This window comes from Propioniciclava sp. MC1595, assembly GCF_017569205.1.
GTDB lineage: Bacteria > Actinomycetota > Actinomycetes > Propionibacteriales > Propionibacteriaceae > Propioniciclava.
Genome location: NZ_CP071870.1, coordinates 2,991,501 through 3,009,303, shown reverse-complemented (window position 1 = coordinate 3,009,303; position 17,803 = coordinate 2,991,501). Strand labels below are relative to the sequence as shown.

Below are 17,803 nucleotides of genomic sequence, written 5' to 3'. Positions count from 1 at the left end.
CCATGCAGCAGCCCCAGGCGATCGACGCCGCCCTCGCCGAGCTCTACCCCGAGGCCCGGTGCGAGCTCGACTTCACCTCCCCGCTGGAGCTGCTCGTCGCCACCGTCCTCTCGGCCCAGTCGACCGACCGCCGCGTCAACGCGGTGACGCCCGCGATCTTCGCGCGGTACCCGGACGCCGCGGCCTACGCCACCGCGGACCCGGCCGAGATGGAGGAGCTGATCCGGCCCACGGGCTTCTTCCGCGCCAAGACGGGCCACCTGATCGGCCTCGGCGCCGCACTGGTCGACAAGTTCGGCGGCGAGGTGCCCGGCACGCTGTCCGAGCTGGTGACCCTGCCCGGCGTGGGCCGCAAGACCGCCAACGTGGTGCTCGGCAACGCCTTCGGGGTGCCCGGCATCACGCCCGACACCCACTTCATCCGACTGTCGAACCGCTTCGGCTGGGTCTCCTCGAAGAACCCCGACGCCGTCGAGCGGGCGGTCGGCGACCTGTTCGACCCCGCCGACTGGGTCATGCTCTGCCACCGCGTCATCTGGCACGGCCGACGCCGCTGCCACGCGCGGCGCCCCGCGTGCGGTGCCTGCCCGTTGGCCGGCCTGTGCCCCGCGTACGGCGAGGGCCCGACCGACCCCGAGGTGGCGGCGAAACTCGTTCGGGAGCCGCGCGCATGAGGAGGGTCGTGGCCTTCCTGGCCGCGTCCGCGCTGTTCGCCGGCTGCGGGGTGTCCAGCGACCCGGCGCCCGCGGTGCGGGTCGACCCAGGGCTGGTCGCCCAGCGCGAGGCGGCCGGGATCGCGGACTGCCCCGAGACCCCGGCGGAGGCCGCGCCGGTGGCCGACGGCCTGCCCGACCTGCTGCTCGGCTGCCTCGGCTCGGGGCGGCAGGTGAACCTCGCCGCGCTCCGCGGTACCCCGATGGTGGTCAACATCTGGGCGCAGTGGTGCGCCCCCTGCCGGCTGGAGGCGCCCTTCCTGAAGGAGTTCGCCGCGCGCGCCGGCGACGACGTCCTCGTCCTGGGCATCGACTACGCCGACCCCGACCCCGCGCTGGCGCTGGAGTTCGCCGCGATGGCCGGTTGGACCTACCCGCACGCCACCGACCCGCTGAAGCGCACGGCGGGCCCGCTCCGGTTCCAGGGCATCCCCATCACCCTCTACGTCGACGCCGACGGTCGCATCGCGTACCGCGAGGTCGGAGGCATCACCTCGACCCAGCAGCTCGTCGACGGCGCGCAGGAGCACCTGGGGGTGGGCGTGTGACCCGCATCCCGACCGTCCTGTCCGACCTCGGCGTCAAGCTCGCCGAGCCCGACGGGGGCGCGCGCGTCGTGCGGGGGCGTCCGGGTCGCCGGGGACGCAAGGCCGCGGTGCTGATCCTGTTCTCGGGGCCCGACCGGGCCCGGCCCGAGGACCTCGAGCTGGTGCTCATCGAGAAGTCGGCCACCCTGCGCAAGCACGCCGGCCAGTGCGCGTTTCCGGGCGGAGGCGTGGAGGAGTCCGACCCCTCGAGCGAGGCGGCCGCCCTGCGCGAGGCCCGCGAGGAGGTGGGCGTCGACGCCGCGACCGTCGAGCTGCTCGGCGTCCTGCCGCCGGCGCACGTGGCGGTGACCGGCTACGACGTCACCCCGGTGGTCGCTTGGTGGCGCGAGCCGCACCCGCTCGAGGTGGTCGACACCGTCGAGATCGGTGCGGTGCACACCATCAGCGTGGGCGACCTCGTCGACCCGGCGAACCGGCTCACGTGGCGCCTGCCCATGGGCTACCAGGGGCCGGCGTTCGTCGTCGGCGAGCTGTTCATCTGGGGCTTCACCGGCCACCTCATCGACGGGCTGCTGGACCTCGCCGGCTGGTCCCGGCCGTGGGACCCCCGCCGCATGGAGTTGGTCCCCGAGCGGTTCCTGCACCGGGCGGGGCTCGACACCGGCCAGTGAGCCTGGCTCAGGCGAGGCGCGTGTAGGCGTCCGGACGCCGGTGGCTCGCCCCCCAGACCTCCCGCTCCCGCCAGTCGCGGATGGCCTCCATGTCGAACCGGAACGGCACCAGTTGCGGGCGCGCGTCGGCCTTGACGAGCAGCGGGTCGAGGGGGCGTCCGTCCAGGTCGAACACGATCGGGGTGTAGGCCGAGGACTGGCCCCACCCGTCGCCGGGATAGTTCGACGAGGCGATCGCGATCATGTTCTCGAAGGCGCGCGCCTCGAGCTGGTGGGCGCGCACGGGGTTCCACGCGGTCGCGTTGGGCACGAGCACGACCTCGGCGCCGGCCAGCATCAACTCGCGGGCGCTCTCGGGGAACTCGCGGTCGAAGCAGGTCATCACGCCCAGCTCGACGCCGTCGAAGGTGGCGGTCGCGAACCCCGTCCCGGGGGTCAGCGCCGCCTCGGCGTCGTAGCGCAGGGTGTGCACCTTGTCGTGGCGGAGCAGGAGCTCGCCCCGGCGTCCGATGACCAGGGTGGTGTTCGTCGGCCCGCCCGGGTGCTCGGCCAGGAGGCTGACGGCGACCCCCACGCCCAGCTCGGCGGCCGTCTCGCGGAAGCCGGCCACCCACGGCCCGTCGACCGGGGTGGCGAACGACGTGTCGATCGGGAGCGCGTAGCCCGTGGACCACATCTCGGGGAACAGGACCAGGTCGGCCCCAGCGGCCGCCGCCTCCCGCACGATCCGCTGCCCCAGCGCGAGCGACCCCGCGAGGTCGTTGCGCGGTGCGTGGTACTGCACGCCCGTGACCCGGAACGTGGACCGGGTGCGGGGCTGGCGGCGGGACGTGGCGGACCTCCTGCAGGGGGACGTGTCCCCGTGATTGTGTCATGCCCGCGTGGTGGGCCTTGTCACTGGCTATTTTCGTCGCGGAACACCAAGATGGCGTCATGAACCCGTCGACTCCGTGGTGGTCCAGCTCCGTCGTCTACCAGGTGTACCCACGCTCCTTCGCCGACAGCGACGGGGACGGGTACGGCGACGTCCGGGGCATCATCGACCACCTCGACCACATCGCCGGGCTCGGCGTCGACGTGGTGTGGCTCTCGCCGATCTTCGCCTCCCCCCAGGACGACAACGGCTACGACATCGCCGACTACCAGGCGATCGACCCGATGTTCGGCACGCTGGCCGACGTCGACGAGCTGACCGAGGCCGTCCACGCGCGCGGGATGAAGCTCGTGATGGACCTGGTGGTGAACCACACCTCCGACGAGCACGCGTGGTTCGTCGAGTCCCGCGACCCGGCCTCGCCGAAGCGGGACTGGTACGTCTGGCGCCCCGCGCGGGACGGGTTCGAGCCGGGCACGCCCGGGGCCGAGCCCACCAACTGGGGCTCGTTCTTCGGCGGCTCGGGCTGGGCGTTCGACGAGGCGTCGGGGGAGTACTACCTGCACCTGTTCAGCCGCAAGCAGCCCGACCTCAACTGGGAGAACCCCGAGGTCCGGCAGGCCGTGTACGCGATGATGCGCTGGTGGATCGACCGGGGCGTCGACGGCTTCCGCATGGACGTGATCAACCTGATCAGCAAGACCCACCCGCTCGCCGACGGCGCCGTGAACCCGGGCGACCCCTACAGCTTCGAGATCGAGCGCGTGGCCAACGGCCCGCGCCTGGTGGAGTTCCTCGAGGAGATGAACCGCGAGGTCGGCATCACCGAGAAGCGCCTGTTCACGGTGGGTGAGATGGTCGCCTGCGACCTCGAGCACGCCCGCGAGTACACCGCGCGCGAGCACGACCGGCTCGGCATGGTGTTCACCTTCGAGCACGTCTCGCTCGACCACGCCGGCGGCAAGCTCTCACCGATCCCGCTGCACCTGCCCGACCTGAAGAAGAACCTCGCCCGCTGGCAGGAGGGCCTCGCCGAGGACGGCTGGAACTCGCTGTACTTCGAGAACCACGACCAGCCCCGGTCGGTCAGCCGGTTCGGCGACGACTCACCCGAGCACCGGGTGGCCTCGGCGAAGGCACTCGCGACGGTGCTGCACCTGCACCAGGGGACGCCGTACGTCTACCAGGGTCAGGAGATCGGCATGACGAACGCCGGGTTCACCCGGATCGACCAGTACCGCGACATCGAGGCCGTGGGCATGCACCGGCAGGCGCTCGAGGCCGGGGTCCCGGAGGAGCAGGTGCTCGCCGGGCTGGGAGCGATGGGGCGCGACAACGCCCGGACGCCGATGCCCTGGACGCCCGAGGGCGGCTTCACGACCGGGACGCCGTGGCTCCCGCTCAACGCCACCACGGCGTCCGTCAACGTGGCCGACGACGTGGCCGACCCCGACGGCGTGTACGCCCACTACCGGCGGCTGATCGCGCTGCGGCGCGAGCTGGAGGTCGTGCGCATGGGCGCGTTCGAGCTGCTGCTGCCCGAGGACGAGAAGCTGTGGGTGTTCACGCGCACGCTCGGCGACGAGCGGCTGCTGGTGGTGGCGAACATGTCCTCGCACGCCGCGAGGGTGCCCCTGGCCGAGCTGCCCTCGATCGAGGACGCGGAACTGCTGGTGGCGTCGGTCCACCCCGGGACCGACCTCCAGACCCTGGCGCCGTGGGACGCGCGGGTCTACCGGCTCAGGGCCTGACCTCGGGCGTGGTGCGCGGCGCGCCGGCGACGATGGCGCGCACGTTGGCGTTGCCCTGGTCGACCGCGCCGGTGACGGCCTCGATGCTGCGGTTGGCCTCGGCGATCGTGCGCTCGGGGGCGCTGACCTTGACCTTGTTCTTGCCGATGAGCACGAGGATGCCGGCGACGACCAACAGGATCACGGCCATCGTCAGGAAGCCCAGGGTGAACGCCCAGATGATCGGGACGACGCCCTGGTAGAGCGCGCTCAGCGCGAGGCCGCCGCAGATGAAGAGCAGGGTCGCGGCCTGGATCGCGAAGTAGCCGGCGGCTCCGAACATGCCCGCCCCGATGCCGGCGCGCTTGACCTGCGGCATCATCTCGGCCTTGGCGAGTTCGATCTCGCCCTTGATGATGGTCTGGACGTCCGCGGTGATGTCCTTGATGACCTCACCGATCTGCGGCTCTGCCATTCCACTTCCTCCCCGTCGGCTACCGGTCATGCTAGCGGGCGTCACAATCGGATGCGCAGGCCTTCCGTGGGGGCGTCCAGTTGCGAGGTGAACTCGGAGTGGTCGACGCGGGCGCGCCAGCAGGCCACGCGATAGGGCAGCAGCAGCGGCTCGGGGACGCGCGCTGACGACTCGTAGAGCTCGCCCACGTCCGCCATGAGCCGGCTCAGCCGGTCCTGCTCCAGGTCGGGGAACCGGCGCGCCACCATGCCGAGCAGGTCGACCCGGCTGATGGGCACCCAGAGTCGGTGGCTGCGTTGCTCGACCTCGCCGAAGAAGGTGGACCCCTCGAGCCGGTCGATGCTCTCGGTGCCGTAGGCGCCCGCCATGGCCTGCGGGTCGACGTCGCGCAGGAGGGCGGTGAGCCGGCGCACCCACGGGACCGAGTCGTCGCGCACCGTGTAGCTGACCGCGAGGTGCCCGTGCGGGGCGAGGACGCGGGCGATGGAGGCCAGCGCGCCCTCGGCGAGGTCGTGCAGCGACTGGTGGACGTGGACGACGTCGAACGCCATCGCCGCGAACGGGAGGTGGTCGGCCGCCGCCACCGTCGGCAGGGCGCGCGGGGCGCGGTTCAGCAGGGCCCGGACGCCGGCCCGGCTCGTGTCGCAGGCCACCAGGTCCGCGCCGGTCCGGGTGAGGGCGGCACCCAGGGGGGCCGCGGACCGGCCGAGCAGCAGCACGCGCGGGGTGGGCAGGGGGTGACCGTCGGACGCCGCGGCCAGCCACTCGAGCGCGGCCTGCGGGAACGCGGGCTGGGTGGAAGCGGTCATGGGCCCGATCGTATGTCAAGGGGTGTCGGCGGCTGTGGATGGACGCCACGACTTGTCCACAGCGGTCGGATCGGGTGCGCGGGGTCGGGCGTCGCGGCCCAAGGTCCGGGCGTGGACAGGGACGACGAGGTGCTGCTGGTGACCGCCGACGGGCCGCTGCGGGACGCCGTGGAGGCGACCGCCGCGGCGCTGGGGTTGCGCGTGCGCGTCGTGGACGTGGACGGCGCCCTGGCGCGCTGGCCGTCCGCCCGGGTCGTGCTGGTCGGGGGCGATCGGGCCGCGGCCCTCGCCTCGACCGGCCCCCACCGGCGACCGCACGTCTACCTGGTCGGGTTCGACCCGGTCGAGCTGGGCACGTGGTCGATGCCGCTGGGGGCGGAGGTGATCCCGTTGCCGCAGGGCACGGCCTGGCTGGGCGGTGTGCTGGCTGCCGACGCGGGGCCGGACTCACGGACCGTGGCGGTCGTGGGCGGGTCCGGCGGGGTGGGGGCGTCCACGCTGGCGGCGGGGCTGGCCCTGGCCGCGGTGCGCCGCGGCCTGACCTGCGCGCTGGTGGACCTCGACCCGCTGGGCGGCGGCCTCGACCTGGTGTTGGGCGCGGAACGGGCGCCGGGGTGGCGCTGGCCGCGCCTGCTCGGGGCGCGTGGCGAGGTTGGCGACGTGCGGGGCGTGCTGCCCGTCGTCGAGGGCGTCACGGTGGTCGCCATGGGGCGGGGGCCGGACGAAGGGGCGCTCACGGTCGAGTCGGTGGGTGCGGTGCTGGGCTCGCTGGGCCGCCACCACGGGCTCGTGCTGCTGGATCCCGGTCGCGTCCCGCTCCCCGCCGCGCGGCAGGCGGTGCGGGGCGCCGAGGCGACGGTGCTGCTGGCCGGCGGCGGCGTGCGGGCCGTGGCCGCCGCGTCGCGGGTCGCTGCCGGCCTGGAGGGGGCCGGCGCGGGCGTGGTCGTGCGCCGCGCCCCCGGCGGGCCGCCGGTCACGGTCGTCGCCGACGCCGTGGGGTTGCCCTGCTGGGGCGACGTGCCGACCGACCGTCGCGTGGCCGCCGACGCCGAGGCGGGTGAGCCGCCGGGGGGCGAGCGCTCCCGCTGGGGGAAGGCCGTGGCGCGCGTCCTGGAGCGGGTGTGGCAGGAGGCGTGCGATGTCGGTTGACCTGGACGAGGTGCGGGCCCGGCTGAGCGCCCTGGGGCAGTTGGCGCGGCCGGCGGAGGTGGCGGAGGCGCTCGGCTGGCTGGGCTACGTCGTCAGCGACACCTCGGTGCTGGACACGGTGGACGCGCTGCGCCGCGAGTCGGAGGGGGCCGGGCCGCTCGACGAGCTGCTGCGCCTGCCCGGGGTGACGGACGTGCTGGTCAACGGCCCCGAGGAGGTGTGGCTCGACCGCGGGCGGGGCCTCGAGCTGTGCGGGGTGCGGTTCGCCGACGACGAGGCCGTGCGCCGGCTGGCGGTGCGGCTTGCGGCACTGGTGGGTCGCCGCCTGGACGATGCCTCGCCCTTCGTGGACGCGCGCCTGCCCGACGGCACCCGCGTGCACGCCGTGCTGGCCTGCATCGCCGGCCGTACCTGCGTGTCGCTGCGCGTGCCGGCGCGCGTGCGCCTGACGCTGGACGACTGGGTGGCGCGGGGATCCCTCACGCCGCTGGGGGGCGACCTGGTGCGGGGCATGGTGGCCGGCCGCGCCGCCTGCCTGGTCTCGGGCGGGACGGGGTCGGGCAAGACGACCTTGCTCGCCACGATGCTGGGGGAGGTGCCGGCCGACGAGCGGATCGTCGTGGTCGAGGACTCCCGCGAGCTCGCGCCCGACCACCCCCACGTGGTGCACCTCGAGGGCCGCACGGCGAACGCCGAGCGGGTCGGGTCGGTGACGCTGACCGACCTCGTCCGCAACGCGCTGCGCATGCGCCCCGACCGGCTGGTCGTCGGCGAGGTGCGCGGTGCCGAGCTGGCCGATCTGCTCGCGGCGCTCAACACCGGGCACGAAGGCGGGTGCGGCACGGTGCACGCCAACAGCGCGGGCGCGGTGCCCGCCCGGCTGGAGGCGCTCGGGGCGCTGGGCGGGTTGTCCCGGCACGCCCTGCACGCGCAGGCCGCGGCGGGCCTCGATGCGGTCGTGCACGTGCGGCGGGACCGGTCGGGCCGGCGCTGCGTGGAACAGGTCGCCGTCCTGGCGGCCGGCACCGACGGGCTGGTCACCGCCACCCCGGCCGTGTCCTGGACGGCCGACGGGCGCGAGGAACGCGGGCCGGCGTGGCCCCGGGTGGCGGGGTGGCTGCCGTGATGGCGTGGGTGGCCGCCCTGTGCGCGGGGCTGGCGGCGTGGTGGCTGGTGCCCGGGGCGTCCGAGGGCCTGGGGCGCCTGGCGAGCCGGCCGGCCGTGGTGCGGCCCCGGCGTGCGGCTCCGCGGGTCGGGCTGGCGGCGCTCGCGACGGCGGCCGTCGTCGTGGCGGCCGGGGTGCTCGGCGGGCCGGGGGGAGCGGCGGTCGCGCTCGCGGTCGCCCAGGTTGTGGGCTGCGTGGTGCTGCTGGCCGTCCGGCGCGCGGCGCGGGCGGCCCGAGCCCGGCGGCGGGCGGAGGTGGTCCACGCCGGCGAGCTGGTGGCGGGGCTCCTGCGCGTCGGGCGCGTGCCGGGCACGGCCCTGGTCGAGGCGGCCCAGGATGCCCCCGTGTTGCAGGTTGCCGCGGCCGAGTTCAGTGCGGGCGGCGAGGTGCCGGCGGCGTTGCGCCGCTCGCTCGGGCCGGCCGGCCACGAGGGGCTGTCGGACCTAGCGGCCGCCTGGGAGGTCTCGGTGCGGACCGGGGCGTCCCTGGTGGGGGCCGTCGACGCGGCGGCCGCCCGGCTGGCGGCGGAGCAGGACGTGGCCCGGGTGGTCGACGCCGAGCTGTCGGCGGCCAGGCTGGGTGGGCGGGTGATGGCGGGCCTGCCGCTGGTCGGGTTGGGCCTGGGCTTCGCATTGGGCGGGGACCCGGTGGCGTTCCTCACGGCGTCCCCGCTGGGGTGGGCGTCCCTGGAGGTGGGCGTCGCCCTGGCCTGTGCCGGCGTGGTGTGGATCGACACCGTGGCCGAGCGTTCGGGCGGCCGGTGATGGTGGGGCTGGCGGCCGTCGCGGCGGCGTTGGCGGTGTGGTGGGCGGTGCCGGTGCCGTCGCTGGCCCGGCTGGGGCCCGAGCGGCGGGACCGGTGGTCGGCATGGGCGGCCGGGGTGCTGGACGGGCTCCGTGCGGTGCTGCCACGGCGCGCGGCCGTGGACCGTGACCGGACCCTGCGGGCCTCGGTGCCCCAGGTGTGTGACCTGCTCGCCGTCTGCCTCGATGCCGGACGCCCGACCCGGACGGCCCTGCGTGTCGTGGCCTCGGTGTTGACGGGGCCGGTGGCCGACGAGTTGCGCGGGGTGCTGCAGCGGATCGAACTGGGCCTCGACGAGGCCGAGGCATGGGCGTCGCTGTCGTCGGTGGCGGGGTACCGCGAGGTCGGGCGCGACCTGGCCAGGTCGGTGCGTTCGGGGCTGGGCCTGGCCGGCCTGCTCCGGCAACACGCCGCCGACGCGCGCAGGGAGGCAGCCGCCGAGGACCTCGTGCGCGCGCGGGCCGCCGGCGTGAAGAGCGTGGTGCCGCTGATGGTGTGCTTCCTCCCCGCCTTCATCGCGCTCGGCGTCGTGCCCCTGTTCGGCTCGCTCGTCACCGCCTTCCTCCCGTGAGTTCATCCACAGGCAGGCATCGCCCCCGGGCGTTGTCCACAGGGCCCGGAATCCGGTGCACCGGCCCGGGCGCCGACGCCCAAGGTCTGGGTCGAGCCGCACTCGGGCGGCACGTGACGAAAGGAAGCACCATGGCCGACAAGCTCATCGCCCCCGTCGAGGCGACCCCGCTCCCCACCCGTGACCGGCTGCGCGAGCGCGGCATGGCCACCGTCGAGTACGCGCTCGGCGTCATCGTGGTGATCGTGCTCATCGGCGCGATCGTCGTGGCGATCAACACCGACACGTTCCAGGCGCTCCTGAGCGGGCTGTTCAAGGCGTTGCTGGGCTGGATCACCAGCGCCTTCCAGCTGCCGATCCCGATCAAGTTCTAGGCCCGGGGAGGGGCTGTGGGGCCGGGCGCGCGGCGTCCGGCCCCACGGGTCGTGGAAGGAGGACCGATGCACAGGGGTGATCGCGGCATGGTGACCGTGGAGACGGCCTTCGCGACGTTGTTCCTGGCGGGGGCGCTGGCGTTGGCGATCCTCGTCGGCGGGGCGGCCTTCGTGCTGGGCCAGTGCCAGGTGACGGCGAACGAGGTGGCCCGGCAGTCCGCCCGCGGTGACGCGGCCGCTGTGGCGCGGGCCACGGCCGACGCCCCGGCCGGGGCACAGGTGGTGAACCGGCGTGAGGGCGGGGCGTCCGTGGTCGAGGTGACCTGGCACCTGAGGCTGGGCTCGATGAGCTGGCCGCTGGTGGCCCGGGCGCAGGTCCTGGAGGAGCGGTGACCCGGGGAGGGCGGCGCGACCAGCGGGGCAACGCGACGCTGCTGGTGACGGTGGCGGTCCTCGTCGTGGTGGGCATCGCCGCCCTGCTGCTGGTGGGCGGGGTCGCGCGGGCCACGGGCGAGCGGGTCAGGGGGGCGGCCGACCTGGCCGCCCTGGCCGGGGCGCGGGCGCAGACCGACAACGCCGACGCCTGCGCGGCGGCCCGGTCGTCGGCCACCGCCAACGGTGCCGAGGTCGTGGCGTGCCGCGTGTCGGGCGACGAGGTGGAGTTCGTCGTGACCGTCGAGGTCCGCCGTGCGTTCCGCCTGGCCGGTGCGGAGTACTGGTTCCCGGCCCGGGCCAACGCGGGCGTGGTGACGGGGGCTCCCGCGTAGGGAGAGGGGTCAGGGCTCGGGGACGGCGAGCACGAAGTCGGTCGCCCAGCCGTTGCCGAGGGCGAGGTCGTACTGCAGCAGGGTCAGGTCGCGTTCGAGGTCGGCGGGCAGCGCCGTGGTGGGCGGGTGGCCCTCAAGTTCGAGCACGAGGGCGTCCCAGCCGCTGAGGGGCGCGTCGGTGGCGCGGAGGACCTGGTTCCACAGCTGGTTGGGCGAGAGCAGGCCCTGGTGCCGACTGGCGTGGACGCCCTGGGTGGACCACACGAACCACGGGGTCTCGTAGCGCGCGGTGGTGCCGGGCTGGGCGTCCCACAGGTCGTCGGGGATCACGCCGGGCGGGGCGTGGTCGCCGTAGAAGAGCACCACGGTCTCCTCGTCCAGGGCCTCGAGGCCAGCGAGGAGGTCGGCCAGGGCGGCGTCTGCGTGGCTGAGCCCGCGCAGGTAGTCCGAGAGGCCCCAGGAATCGCGGGCGGAGGCGGGCTCGAGGACGGGGATGGGGTCGGGGTAGAGGCCGGCGTAGCCCGCGTGGTTCTGCATGGTGACGACCTTGGCCAGGACGGGGTCCTCGTGGGTGCGCAGGTCCTCGAGCAGGTCGGTGTAGGCGGCTGCGTCGGAGACGTAGCCGGCCTCGGCGAGCTTGGTCTGGGTGCGCATCTGGTCGATGAACCGGCTCTCGTCGAACCCGAACGCGCGATAGGCGTCCCCGCGCCGGTAGAAGTCGGCCACGAAGGGATGGATGCCGATGGTGGTCCAGGCGTCGTTGAAGCGGTCGATCAGGGAGGGGAAGTGGTCTGCGCTCGAGACCAGGCCCTGGTAGGGCGGCAGCGTGTGGGAGAACAGGCCGCTCGCCATCCCCGTCATCACCTCGAACTCCACGTTCGCGGTGCCGCCGCCGAAGGCCACGGAACGCATGGTCCCGGACATGGTCTCGTCCATGAGGGCCCGGGTGAAGGGGATCGGATCCTCCCCGAGTTCAAGGCCCTCCAGGCGAAGAGGGTCCATGAAGCTCTCGCCGAGGATGATCACGATGTTGGTGTCGGCCAAGGCGTGGGGGTCGCGGTGCTCGTTGATCGCCCTGGCCTCGTCGGCGTAGCGCCCCGCGACCTCGAGCACCACCTCGCGCGTGTACCCCTGGGGCATGGGCATGGGGGCCGACGGCATGTTGAACAGGAAGCCGCCGAGGAAACCGTTGAGGCGGTAGTTCTCGTTCTGGCTCCAGGCGACCCAGCCGGCGCCGGCGCGCTCGTAGGCCTGCTTGACGGGGTTCCCCGCGGAGTTGAATCCGGCCACGAGGAGGCAGAGGGCGGCGGCGACGAGCACGGTGCCCGCACGGAGCGCCCAGACCCACCGTGGGACGTCGGTCCCGGCGGCCGGTGGGATCCTCAAGAGGCGGCCGAGCAGCATGACCCCGCCCCAGGCCAGGACTCCCACCAGGAGGAGAGCGCCGAGGGCTCCCACGGACGTCCAGACCCCGACTGAGCTGATCAGCAGTTCGGCCTCGCCGACGTAGGCGAAGTCCGACGGGTACAGGGGCTCGCCCCGGAAGCGAATCTTGAAGTGGTTCACCGTCGCCACCAGGACGCCCACCATCGCCGCGAGGGGGACCGCCCAGCGCAGGCGGCCGGTCAGGCCGAACAGGCCCAGGACGACGACGGCCACGAGCGCGGTGCTGAGGAGCAGGGTGTCCGGGCCGAGGCGCAGGAGGTACTTCCTGGTCGACCAGCCGTAGGACTTGGCGGTCGTGGCCTCCAGGGCGAGCACGATCGCAGCGCTGGTCGCCGCCACCATGACCACGATGGCGCACCAGCGCCACAAGCGCGCAAGGAAGTTGCGGGACATGCCCTCCGACACTCGTGCGAGGGTACACGCCAGGAGGTCACCGTTCGGGGAGGCTCAACGGGTCCCTGGCCCCACCAGCAGCGCGACCAGCCCGGCGGCGCCGGCCTTGTCGAGGGGGTTGTTCCCGTTCCCGCACTTGGGGGACACGACGCAGGCGGGGCAGCCCTCCTCGCACGGGCAACGGAGCAGCCGTTGCAGGGTCGCGCCCCACCACGGCTCGGCCAGCTCGTACCCGCGGTCGGCGATGCCCGATCCGCCGGGCAGCCCGTCGTGCACGAACACCGTCAGCTCCCCGGTGTCGGGGTGCAGCACGGTCGACAGCCCTCCGATGTCCCACCGGTCGCAGGGTACGAACGCGGGCAGCAGGCCGATCGCGCAGTGCTCCGCGGCGTGGGCTGCCCCGCCGAGGTCGAGCAGCGCCGTCCCGGTCACATCGACGAGGGAGGCCAGCACCCGGTCGGGGACGGTCCACCACGTGGCCCGCGTGACCATCCGTCGCTCGGGGAACTCCAGCGGGGTGGAGTCCCACACCTCGCCGGACTCGGCGTCGCGGCGCAGGTAGGCGACCACCTGGTTCGAGAGTTCCACCGAGCCGACGTGCAGGGTGCCCAGGCCCAACGGCCGGGAGGCGGTCTCGGCGAGCACGCGCACCGAGGCCACCGACTGCGCCTGGGTGAACCAGTCGGGGTTCGACCGGTGCGCCAGCGCCACCCGGTCGCCCAGGTCGAGCTCGTCGACGAACCACGTCTCGCCCTGGTGCACGTAGATCGCCTCGGGGTGGAGGGTTCGGTCGGCGGCCGACGGGTCGACCTGCCCGATCACGCGGCCCGTCGCGGCCTCCACGACCTCGACCGCCTTGCCCTGCATGGAGCGCAGGTCGATCGCGTCGACGGCCCGTGCGGCGTGCGTCCAGAACCAGCCGCGCGTGCGGCGCCGCAACGCGCCCTGGGCGGCCAGCCGCTCGGCCAGCGCGACCGTCGACGGGCCGAACCACTGGGCGTCCTCCTCGGTCAGCGGCCGCTCCTGGGCCGCGGCGCACAGGTGCGGGCCCAGCACGTAGGCGTTGTCGGTGGGTACCACCGTGCGCTCGACCGGCCGGTCGAACAGCAGCTCGGGATGTGCGACGAGGTAGGCGTCGAGCGGGTCCTCGCGCGCCGCGAGCACGGCGATGGCGTCGCGCCCGGCCCGGCCGGCGCGGCCGACCTGCTGCCAGAAGGCGGCCAGGGTGCCCGGGAAGCCGGCGGTGACCACGGCGTCCATGCCGGCGATGTCGATGCCCAGCTCGAGCGCGTTCGTGGACGCCACCCCCCGCAGCCGTCCGCTTGAGAGCGCGGCCTCCAGGTCGCGGCGGTCCTCGGCGAGGTAGCCGCCGCGGTAGGCGGCGATCCGCTCGGGCGCCGAGGACAGCTCCCGCGCCCGGATCGCGACCAGCTCCGCTTGCACGCGCGACGTGGTGAAGGCGATCGCCTGCCCGTCCTCGGTGAGGCCGGCCAGCAGTCGGGCCGCGGTCTCGGTGAGGGAGGGGGTCGGCTCGAGCAGCACCACGTCGAGGGCGGGCGCGGGCGATCCGTCGTCGGTCACGGCCACCACGTCGTCGGCACCGATGAGGCTGGCGGCCACGGCGTCCGGCTCGCTGATCGTCGCCGACGCGCAGACGAACACCGGCGACGCCCCGTAGGAGGCCGCGAGCCGACGCAGCCGGCGCAGCACCGCCGAGACGTGCGCGCCGAACACCCCCTTGTAGCGGTGCGCCTCGTCGACCACGACGTGGGTCAGCCGGCCGAGCAGCCGGGAGTACCGGGCGTGGTTCGGCAGGGTCGACCGGTGCAGCATGTCGGGATTGGTCAGCACGTACGAGGCGAAGTCGCGGGCGTAGCGGCGCTCGTCGGGGTCGGAGTCGCCGTCCAGCGTCGACACCCGCCAGCCGTCGATGCCGAGCTCGGTGGCCGAGCGCAGCTGGTCGTGGGCCAGCGCCTTGGTCGGGGCCAGGTAGAGCGCGGTCGAGCGCGGCGGGGCGGCCAGCACCGGCAACAGGAAGGCCAGCGACTTCCCGGACGCCGTGCCGGTCGCGATCGCCACGTGCCGTCCGGCGTGTGCCGCGGACGCGGCCGCGACCTGGTGGGCCCACGGCCGCTCGATGCCGCGCCGCGCGAAGGCCGCGCGCACCTCGGGGGTCACCCAGTCGGGCCAGTCCACGGGACGCCCGGGCCGCGCCGTGCGGTGGTGGACGTGCGCGACGTGCTCGGCCGTGGCCAGCCAGTCGGGGAGTGCCACCTCAGCCCGCCCTGTGGGTGATGCGGCCGGCGCACACGGTGGCGCGCACGGGCATGGCCAGCAGGTGGGCCTGGGTGGCGGCGGGGTCGCCCTCCCACAGGGGGTCGGCGCCGAGCACGACCAGGTCGCCGCGGTCGCCCACCCGGAGGCGGCGCCCGTCGACCGAGGCGGCCAGCGCCTCGCGAGGCGTGAGGGACTCGGCGGGGTGCCAGCCGGGGCGGTCGTCGCCCGAGCGGTGCACGGCGGTCGCCATCGTCAGCCACGGGTCGGGCGGCGACACCGGGGCGTCCGACCCCAGCGCCAGCGTCGCACCGGCGTCGACCAGCGACCGGGCGAGGTAGAGCCGGTCGGTGCGGTCGGCCCAGACCCGCTCGGCGGTGTCGCGGTCGGCGACGAGGTGGTGGGGCTGCATGCTCGCGGTGACGCCGAGGGCGGCGAAGCGGGCGATGTCCTCGCGGCGCAACAGCTGGGCGTGCTCGACCGACCCGGACGCCCCGGTCGCCTCGAACGCGTCGAGCGCCACCGCGTTGGCCCGGTCGCCGATCGCGTGCACCGCGGCGTGCAGGCCGCCCGCGTGGGCGCGGCCCAGTAGGTCGGCGAGCTCGGACGCCGTGACGTTGGGGGCCCCGGCCGCCCGGTCGTCGCCGGGGGAGCCGTCGGTGTAGGGGTCGCAGCACCACGCGGTGCGGGTGCCCATCGACCCGTCGGCGATGACCTTCAGCGGCCCCATGGTGGCGAGCCCCTCACCGCCGGGCAGTCCCTCGCCGGTGCGGAACCCGGCCGCGAGCACCTCGTCGAGCTGGTGGGGGTACACGCCGGCGCGCACCCGTAGCGCCCGCTGGCCCCGGGCGACGAGCGCGGGCCATGCCCGGAAGGCCGCGTCGAACTCGAGGTCGACCAGGCCCACGAGGCCGCGCGCGCTGAGCCGGGCGATTGCGGCGTCCACCTCGGCTTCGGTGGGCTCGACGCCGGGCAGGGTCGCGAGGGCGCCGAAGATGGCGAACCACTCGTTCTCGGCCAGGGGGTCGGTGCGTGGCTCGAGGCCGAAGTGCGCCAACGCGGCGGAGTTCAGCCAGCCGTTGTGGGCGTCCCCGGCGATGACGACGACGGGGCGCCCGCCGGTGACGGCGTCCAGTTCGGCGACCGTGCCCACGCGCGGCCAGGGTGCCGAGCGGTACCCGAACGCGACCAGCGCCCGGTCGTCGCCCGCGCGGTCGGCCAGCGCCGCGGCGACCCGCGCGCAGACCTCCTCGGGGCCGGCGGTGCCGGCGACGTCGACCCAGGTGGTGGACCGCACCCACTGCAGGAAGTGCACGTGGGCGTCCCACAGCCCGGGGACGAGGAACGAGCCCGCGGCGTCCAGCACCTGCTCGCCGGGAGCGGCGGCCAGGCCGGGCCCGACCTCGACGATGACGCCGTCGCGGATGCGCACGTCGGCGGGGACGGAACCGCCCTCGTCCACGCCCACCACGCGCCCACCGCGCACCAGCACCGAACCCGACACAGCACTCACTCCCATCGAGGGACCAGCGTAGGCCGCGCGTCTGACAGGCTGGGCGCATGCTCGACCGCGTCCACGCCGCCGCCCTCGCCGACCGCCTGCGTTCCGCCGGCTACACGCTGGAGGAGGTCACCGACCGCCTCGGCGCCGAGGCCACCGATGCGCTCGCGCGCAACACGACGCTCGCGGCACGCGACGCCCTGGGCGACGCGGCCGACGCGCAGGCGGCGCTGGTGCGGATGTTCCTGCTCCACGACACCGTCTCCCCGGACGCCGTGGGCGCGGCCCTCGGCGACCTGGGCCCGCTGGAGGAGGCCGGGATCGTGGCGGCCACCTCCGACGGCGTCCGCGCGGGGCTGGAGGTGCGCCCCTACGCGGCGGCCGGTGCCGGTGTGGACTTCTCCGGCTGGATCGCCAGCGACCTGATCCCGATCCTCGACGGGCGCCTGGGCCGGTCGCGGCCCGACTACGTGCTGGGGGCGTCCCCGGCGTCGACGACGCTGGCGCAGATGACGATCCGTCGCCCGGTCGCCCGCGCGCTCGACCTGGGGACGGGCTGCGGGATCCAGAGCCTGCTGCTCGCCGGGCACGCCGGCCACGTGGTCGCCACCGACCTCAACCCGCGCGCCGTCGCGATGGCGCGCCTGACCGCGGGGCTCAACCGGCTCGACCTCGACGTCCGGGAGGGGTCCCTCTACGAGCCCGTCGCCGACGAGGCCTTCGGCCTCATCGTCACCAACCCGCCCTACGTCATGAGCCCGCCCACCGGCGAGCGGCTGGTCTACCGCGAGGGGCTGTTGAGCGCCGACGAGCTCGTGCGGCGGGTCGTCGTCGAGGGGGCCGACCGGCTCGCGCCCGGCGGAACCCTGCAGGTGCTCGGCAACTGGGCCGTCACCGACGACGAGGACTGGACCGACCGCCTGCGCCGTTGGGTCGAGCCCACCGGCTGCGACGCGCTGGTCCTGCAGCGCGAGCACCTCGACGCGTACGAGTACATCGAGGTGTGGCTCAACGACGCCGGGCTGGTCGGCACCGACGAGTACGCCCCCCGCTACCGCGCGTGGCTGGACTACTTCGCCGCCCTCGGCATCACGGGCGTCGGCATGGGCTGGATGATGCTGCACCGCGCGGGTCGCGCCATCCCCGACATCCGGATCGAGCCCTGGCCCCACGCCGTGCACCAGCCCCTCGGGGAGGCGTTCGCGGACCACATCGCGGGGGTTTCGCTGGCAGCCCTTCCCGACGAGGCACTCCTGGGTCGGGCCTGGGAACTCGACGGACGCGTCGACGTCGAAACCGTGGGACGCCCCGGCGTTGAGGACCCCGAACACATCGTGTACCGCCAGCGCTACGGGTTCGGCCGTGCGGTCGAGGTCGACACCGCGCTCGGAGCCGTGCTGGGCGCCTGTGACGGCGACCTCACTGCCGGGCAGATCATCGCTGCCGTCGCCGACATCCTCGACGTCGACCCGGACGCCCTCGCCGTCGAGGTGACCCCCAAGCTGCGTGACCTCATCGGGGAGGGCTACCTGACCTGAG

The 17,803-nt window shown here is 74.6% G+C and carries 18 protein-coding genes; 12 read left to right on the top strand and 6 right to left on the bottom strand.

Annotation, left to right across the window (positions count from 1 at the left end):
• The first annotated feature begins 2 nt into the window (after positions 1-2).
• From nth to J4N02_RS14555, 3 genes are read left to right on the top strand one after another with little or no spacing between them, the layout of a single operon-like run.
• The gene (nth, locus tag J4N02_RS14565) at positions 3-674 is read left to right on the top strand and encodes an endonuclease III (RefSeq protein ID WP_188334073.1); all 672 of its coding nucleotides are present in this window, start codon (positions 3-5) and stop codon (positions 672-674) included.
• Positions 671-1,261 carry a TlpA disulfide reductase family protein gene (locus J4N02_RS14560; protein WP_223202557.1) on the top strand — a complete coding sequence of 197 codons (591 nt, stop codon included), beginning with the start codon at positions 671-673 and terminating at the stop codon, positions 1,259-1,261. Before nth ends, J4N02_RS14560 begins: the two co-directional genes overlap by 4 nt.
• Positions 1,258-1,932, top strand: coding sequence for a CoA pyrophosphatase (locus J4N02_RS14555; protein WP_188334074.1), 675 nt, complete (start codon positions 1,258-1,260; stop codon positions 1,930-1,932). Before J4N02_RS14560 ends, J4N02_RS14555 begins: the two co-directional genes overlap by 4 nt.
• Positions 1,933-1,939: 7 nt before the next feature.
• Here J4N02_RS14555 and J4N02_RS14550 read toward each other — a convergent pair whose 3' ends face one another.
• Positions 1,940-2,716, bottom strand: a complete 777-nt coding sequence (locus tag J4N02_RS14550) for a carbon-nitrogen hydrolase family protein (RefSeq protein WP_188334075.1) — start codon at positions 2,714-2,716, stop codon at positions 1,940-1,942.
• A 149-nt stretch (positions 2,717-2,865) separates the two neighbouring features.
• On the opposite strand from J4N02_RS14550, the gene J4N02_RS14545 reads away from it, so the two are divergent.
• Positions 2,866-4,557, top strand: coding sequence for an alpha-glucosidase (locus J4N02_RS14545; RefSeq protein WP_188334076.1), 1,692 nt, complete (start codon positions 2,866-2,868; stop codon positions 4,555-4,557).
• Here J4N02_RS14545 and J4N02_RS14540 read toward each other — a convergent pair.
• Positions 4,547-5,011, bottom strand: a complete 465-nt coding sequence (locus J4N02_RS14540) for a phage holin family protein (protein WP_188334077.1) — start codon at positions 5,009-5,011, stop codon at positions 4,547-4,549. The genes J4N02_RS14545 and J4N02_RS14540 overlap by 11 nt on opposite strands.
• A gap of 41 nt (positions 5,012-5,052) precedes the next feature.
• Entirely contained in the window at positions 5,053-5,820 is a 768-nt protein-coding gene (locus J4N02_RS14535; protein WP_188334078.1) for a class I SAM-dependent methyltransferase, read from the bottom strand.
• 111 nt (positions 5,821-5,931) lie between these two features.
• On the opposite strand from J4N02_RS14535, the gene ssd reads away from it, so the two are divergent.
• The 7 genes from ssd (at position 5,932) to J4N02_RS14500 (ending at position 10,650) form a co-directional block, all read left to right on the top strand.
• Complete coding sequence (gene ssd, locus J4N02_RS14530; protein WP_188334079.1) at positions 5,932-6,969, top strand: septum site-determining protein Ssd; 1,038 nt, start codon at positions 5,932-5,934, stop codon at positions 6,967-6,969.
• Entirely contained in the window at positions 6,959-8,095 is a 1,137-nt protein-coding gene (locus J4N02_RS14525; RefSeq protein WP_188334080.1) for a TadA family conjugal transfer-associated ATPase, read from the top strand. The genes ssd and J4N02_RS14525 overlap by 11 nt, the downstream gene beginning before the upstream one ends.
• Positions 8,083-8,898 carry a type II secretion system F family protein gene (locus J4N02_RS14520; protein ID WP_188334081.1) on the top strand — a complete coding sequence of 272 codons (816 nt, stop codon included), beginning with the start codon at positions 8,083-8,085 and terminating at the stop codon, positions 8,896-8,898. The genes J4N02_RS14525 and J4N02_RS14520 overlap by 13 nt, the downstream gene beginning before the upstream one ends.
• Complete coding sequence (locus tag J4N02_RS14515) at positions 8,898-9,509, top strand: type II secretion system F family protein (RefSeq protein WP_188334082.1); 612 nt, start codon at positions 8,898-8,900, stop codon at positions 9,507-9,509. Before J4N02_RS14520 ends, J4N02_RS14515 begins: the two co-directional genes overlap by 1 nt.
• 131 nt (positions 9,510-9,640) lie before the next feature.
• On the top strand, positions 9,641-9,883 hold the full coding sequence (locus J4N02_RS14510) for a DUF4244 domain-containing protein (RefSeq protein WP_182817133.1): 243 nt from the start codon (positions 9,641-9,643) through the stop codon (positions 9,881-9,883).
• Positions 9,884-9,949: 66 nt separating this feature from the next.
• Complete coding sequence (locus tag J4N02_RS14505) at positions 9,950-10,276, top strand: hypothetical protein (protein WP_188334083.1); 327 nt, start codon at positions 9,950-9,952, stop codon at positions 10,274-10,276.
• Positions 10,273-10,650 (top strand): Rv3654c family TadE-like protein, encoded by a 378-nt coding sequence (locus tag J4N02_RS14500; RefSeq protein ID WP_188334084.1) that lies wholly within the window; start codon positions 10,273-10,275, stop codon positions 10,648-10,650. The genes J4N02_RS14505 and J4N02_RS14500 overlap by 4 nt, the downstream gene beginning before the upstream one ends.
• A 9-nt stretch (positions 10,651-10,659) precedes the next feature.
• Here J4N02_RS14500 and J4N02_RS14495 read toward each other — a convergent pair whose 3' ends face one another.
• The 3 genes from J4N02_RS14495 to J4N02_RS14485 are packed head-to-tail and all read right to left on the bottom strand — an operon-like array spanning position 10,660 to position 16,282.
• Positions 10,660-12,501, bottom strand: a complete 1,842-nt coding sequence (locus J4N02_RS14495; RefSeq protein WP_188334085.1) for an LTA synthase family protein — start codon at positions 12,499-12,501, stop codon at positions 10,660-10,662.
• Positions 12,502-12,543: 42 nt separating this feature from the next.
• Complete coding sequence (locus J4N02_RS14490; protein WP_188334086.1) at positions 12,544-14,763, bottom strand: DEAD/DEAH box helicase; 2,220 nt, start codon at positions 14,761-14,763, stop codon at positions 12,544-12,546.
• Between the two features lies 1 nt (position 14,764).
• Positions 14,765-16,282 (bottom strand): amidohydrolase, encoded by a 1,518-nt coding sequence (locus tag J4N02_RS14485; RefSeq protein ID WP_188334087.1) that lies wholly within the window; start codon positions 16,280-16,282, stop codon positions 14,765-14,767.
• Positions 16,283-16,323: 41 nt separating this feature from the next.
• Between J4N02_RS14485 and J4N02_RS14480 the strand changes: the two genes are divergently transcribed.
• Positions 16,324-17,802, top strand: a complete 1,479-nt coding sequence (locus J4N02_RS14480) for a methyltransferase (RefSeq protein ID WP_188334088.1) — start codon at positions 16,324-16,326, stop codon at positions 17,800-17,802.
• Position 17,803: the final 1 nt, after the last annotated feature.